Here is a 3,679-nt window from a genome sequence, read left to right on the forward strand (position 1 = left end):
CGCTCCTGGGTACAGGATGCGAGCATGGCGAGCGTCAGTGGTGCGATCAGCCAAGCCTTCATGGTGGTTGCCTTCACGGTTCATTGGGTTCCGAAGATCCGGTCACCCGCGTCGCCGAGGCCGGGAATGATGTAGCCGACCTCGTTGAGGTGGCTGTCGATGGCCGCCGCCCAGCAGCGCACCTCTGGGTGGGCCGCATTCAGGGCCCGCACGCCCTCGGGCGCGGCCACCAGCACCAGCGCGCGGATGTCGCGGCAGCCCTTGCGCTCGAGCAGTTCCACGGTGGCGATCATCGAGCCGGCGGTGGCGAGCATCGGGTCGATGATGAGCGCGGTGCGCTCGCCGAGATGGCCCACCAGGTTCTCGAAGTAATGCTCGGGCTGCAGCGTGTCATGGTTGCGCGAAAGGCCCACGACGCTGATCTTGGCGTTGGGCACCATGTCGAGCACACCCCCCAACATGCCCAGGCCGGCGCGCAGGATCGGCACCACCGTGACCTTCTTGCCCTTGATGCGCTCGGCGCTCGCCGGCCCGCTCCAGGTCTGCACTGTCACGGGTTCGAGCGGGAAATCGGCGGTGGCCTCGTAGGCGAGCAACCGGGCCAGCTCGGCGGTGATCTCGCGAAACTTCTTGGTCGATATTGCCGCGTCGCGCAGCAGCCCGACCTTGTGCTTGACCAGCGGATGCATGACCTCGATGACGGGCATGCCAACGAGTCTATGCGAGCAGGTCGGGCAGCAGCTTGGCGGCGAGCCGTGCGGGATCGAGGTGGGCGCACGCGCCGGTTGGTGCGTCGCGAAAAAACGGCTCAGGCGCCGCGCTGGCGCACCGCTTCGTACAGGCAGATGCCGCTGGCCACCGAGACGTTGAGGCTTTCGACCGCACCAGCCATCGGCAGCTTGATGAGCTCGTCGCAGGTCTTGCGCGTGAGCTGGCGCAGGCCCTGCCCTTCGGCGCCGAGCACCAGCGCCAGCGGCTGGTCGAGCTTGGCTGCATAGAGCGTGCGCGGCGCATCTTCGGCTGCACCGACCACGCGGATGTTGCGTTCCTTCAGCTCGTTCAGGGTGCGCGCGAGGTTGGTGACCATGAAGTACGGCACCGTCTCGGCCGCGCCGCTGGCGACCTTGGAGACGGTGGCATTGAGGCCGACCGAATGGTCCTTCGGCGCGATCACCGCATGCACGCCGGCACCGTCGGCCACGCGCAGGCAAGCGCCCAGGTTGTGCGGGTCGGTCACGCCGTCGAGCACCAGCAGCAGCGGCGCGCCCTCCTGTGCGGCGTCCACGGCGTCGAGCAGGTCGTCGAGCGACGCGGCAATTGGCGCGGGCACCACCTTGGCGACCACGCCCTGGTGGCGGTGCGTGCCGGCCAGCGCCTGCAGACGCAGCTCGTCGCTGTCGAGCAGGCGGGCCCCGGCCTCCTTGGCGCGATCGATGAACTGGCGCATGCGCTGGTCGCGCCGCGTGCCGTCGACGTAGATCTCGAGCACCGACTGCGGTGCGGTCTTGAGGCGGACGGTGACGGCATGAAAGCCGAACAGGATGCGGGCGGATGACATGCGCGATTATCGGCGCGACGCAGCGGCGTTCCGCCGCGCGCCACGTCTCCTCACCCCACCCCGCGCTCCGCCACCTCACGCCACGATGCGCCCGGCCTCGATGCGCACCTGCCGGTCGCAGCGCTCGGCGATGCCGCGGTCGTGCGTGACCAGCACCAAGGTCGTGCCCAGCTCGCGGTTGAGCTCGAACATCAGCGCCATGACCTTCTCGCCGGTGGCGAAGTCGAGGCTGCCGGTGGGCTCGTCGGCCAGCAGCACGCGCGGCTTGACGACAAAGGCACGCGCCAGCGCCACGCGCTGCTGCTCGCCGCCCGAGAGGATCTTGGGGTAGTGGGAAAGCCGCTCGCCCAGGCCGACGCGGCGCAGCATCTCGGTGGCTTGCAGTCGTGCGTCAGCGCGGCCTTGCAATTCGAGCGGCAGCATCACGTTCTCGAGCGCCGTGAGGTTGCCCATCAGCTGAAAGCTCTGGAACACGAAGCCGACCTTGTGGGCGCGCACCGCGGCGCGGGCGTCCTCGTCGAGAGCAAACAGGTCGACGCCGGCGAGCCGCACGCGGCCGGCGCTGGGTGTGTCCAGGCCGGCGATGATCGCCAGCAAGGTGCTCTTGCCCGAACCGGAGGCGCCGACGATGGCCGCCGACCCCTCTGCCGCCAATGAGAAGTCGATATCGTCGAGGATCGTCAACTCGCCGCTGCTGTCACGCACGCGCTTGCTGACATGCTCGACGGCGATGATCGGATCGCTGTGCGGATCACTCATGTGGGAAGGTTAAGAAGGCATGCAATGGAGTCGAAGGCACTTTAGCAAGGGGGCGTCGGCGCTGCTGCTGTGGGGCAACGCGAGCGCACGGGCGCAGGCGCCCCGCGCCACGGTGCTGGTGGTGGGCGACAGCCTGTCGGCCGAGTACGGCTTGACGCGCGGCACGGGCTGGGTCGCGCTGCTGGAGAAAAAACTTGCCGACGAAAGGCTGGCCGTTCGCGTCATCAACGCCAGCGTCAGCGGCGACACCACCGCGGGCGGCCGCTCGCGCCTGGCGCCGCTGCTGGCACAGCACGAGCCGTCGGTGCTGGTGCTCGAACTCGGCGCCAATGACGCGCTGCGCGGGTTGCCGCTGGCGATGACCGAGCGCAACCTCGCCGACATGGCCCGCGCGGGCGTGGCGGCGGGCGCGAAGGTGTTGCTCGTGGGCATGCAGATCCCGCCGAACTATGGCAAGCGCTACGGAGAAGATTTTGCGGCGCTGTACGAGCGTGTTGCCAAGGGGGCCGGTGCGGCGCTGGTGCCGTTCTTGTTGAAAGGCGTGGCCGATCGCTCCGACGCGGCCGCGCTGTTCCAGGCCGACCGCATCCATCCCACCGCGGCCGCCCAGCCCGTCATGCTGGGCAATGTCTGGCCAACGCTGCGGCCGCTGCTGACGAAGTAGTCACTCGTCGGCATCGGTCATGCCGGGGAACAGCACCTCGGTGTAGCCCAGCTTGCTCAGGTCAGGCATGCGCATCGGGTACAGCACGCCGATGAGGTGGTCGCATTCGTGCTGCACCACTCGGGCATGGAAGCCCTCGGCCTCGCGCTCGATCGGACGGCCCTGCGGGTCCAGGCCGGTGTAGTGGATGCGGCTGTAGCGCGGCACCACGCCGCGCAGGCCGGGGACCGACAGGCAGCCTTCCCAGCCGTCCTCGAGCGCGTCGGAGAGCGGCGTGATGACGGGATTGATCAGCACCGTGCGCGGCACGGCGGGAGCGTCGGGATAACGCTCGTTGCTGGTGAAGCCGAAGATCACCACCTGCAGGTCGACGCCGATCTGCGACGCAGCGAGGCCGGCGCCGTTGGCGGCCTCCATGGTGGCCTGCAGATCGGCCACCAGTGCATGCAGCTCGGGCGTGTCGAACTCGCGCACCGGAGCCGCCGCACGCAGCAGGCGCGCATCGCCCATTTTCAGAATTTCACGAACGGCCAAGGGCACCTCGCATGACGGGCCCCGATGCAGACCCCAAGGCGCCAAGCGTAGCGCGTCAGCGCTCGCGGCCGGCGCGACGCAGCACTTGGGTGACCGGCTCGAGCAGGTATTGCAGCGGCGTGCGCTCGTCGCCCTTGATGTAGACCTCGGCCGGCATGCCGGCC

Annotated in this window: 5 protein-coding genes; 1 reads left to right on the plus strand and 4 read right to left on the minus strand. The window is 68.9% G+C overall.

The features are described from left to right. Window positions 1-80 precede the first annotated feature (80 nt). From upp to RMO12_RS12115, 3 genes are all read right to left on the minus strand, one after another. Window positions 81-707, minus strand: coding sequence for a uracil phosphoribosyltransferase (gene upp, locus RMO12_RS12105; protein ID WP_309626175.1), 627 nt, complete (start codon window positions 705-707; stop codon window positions 81-83). Window positions 708-808: 101 nt separating this feature from the next. After that, the gene (gene rlmB, locus RMO12_RS12110; protein WP_309639491.1) at window positions 809-1,558 is read right to left on the minus strand and encodes a 23S rRNA (guanosine(2251)-2'-O)-methyltransferase RlmB; all 750 of its coding nucleotides are present in this window, start codon (window positions 1,556-1,558) and stop codon (window positions 809-811) included. A 75-nt stretch (window positions 1,559-1,633) separates the two neighbouring features. Next, on the minus strand, window positions 1,634-2,317 hold the full coding sequence (locus tag RMO12_RS12115; RefSeq protein ID WP_309626177.1) for an ABC transporter ATP-binding protein: 684 nt from the start codon (window positions 2,315-2,317) through the stop codon (window positions 1,634-1,636). A 19-nt stretch (window positions 2,318-2,336) separates the two neighbouring features. Here RMO12_RS12115 and RMO12_RS12120 point away from each other — a divergent pair, with 19 nt between their 5' ends. Beyond that, window positions 2,337-2,981, plus strand: coding sequence for an arylesterase (locus RMO12_RS12120; RefSeq protein ID WP_309639492.1), 645 nt, complete (start codon window positions 2,337-2,339; stop codon window positions 2,979-2,981). On the opposite strand, the gene def is transcribed toward RMO12_RS12120, so the two are convergent. Further along, entirely contained in the window at window positions 2,982-3,515 is a 534-nt protein-coding gene (gene def, locus RMO12_RS12125; protein WP_309639493.1) for a peptide deformylase, read from the minus strand. Window positions 3,516-3,679 lie beyond the last annotated feature (164 nt).

This window comes from Methylibium sp. (assembly GCF_031393925.1).
Taxonomy (GTDB): Bacteria; Pseudomonadota; Gammaproteobacteria; order Burkholderiales; family Burkholderiaceae_C; genus Methylibium.

Bases quoted from the DNA above. Each gene is read 5' to 3' on its own strand.
- upp (WP_309626175.1), bottom strand. From the start codon at position 707: ATGCCCGTCATCGAGGTCATGCATCCGCTGGTCAAGCACAAGGTCGGG.
- rlmB (WP_309639491.1), bottom strand. From the start codon at position 1,558: ATGTCATCCGCCCGCATCCTGTTCGGCTTTCATGCCGTCACCGTCCGC.
- RMO12_RS12115 (WP_309626177.1), bottom strand. From the start codon at position 2,317: ATGAGTGATCCGCACAGCGATCCGATCATCGCCGTCGAGCATGTCAGC.
- RMO12_RS12120 (WP_309639492.1), top strand. From the start codon at position 2,337: ATGCAATGGAGTCGAAGGCACTTTAGCAAGGGGGCGTCGGCGCTGCTG.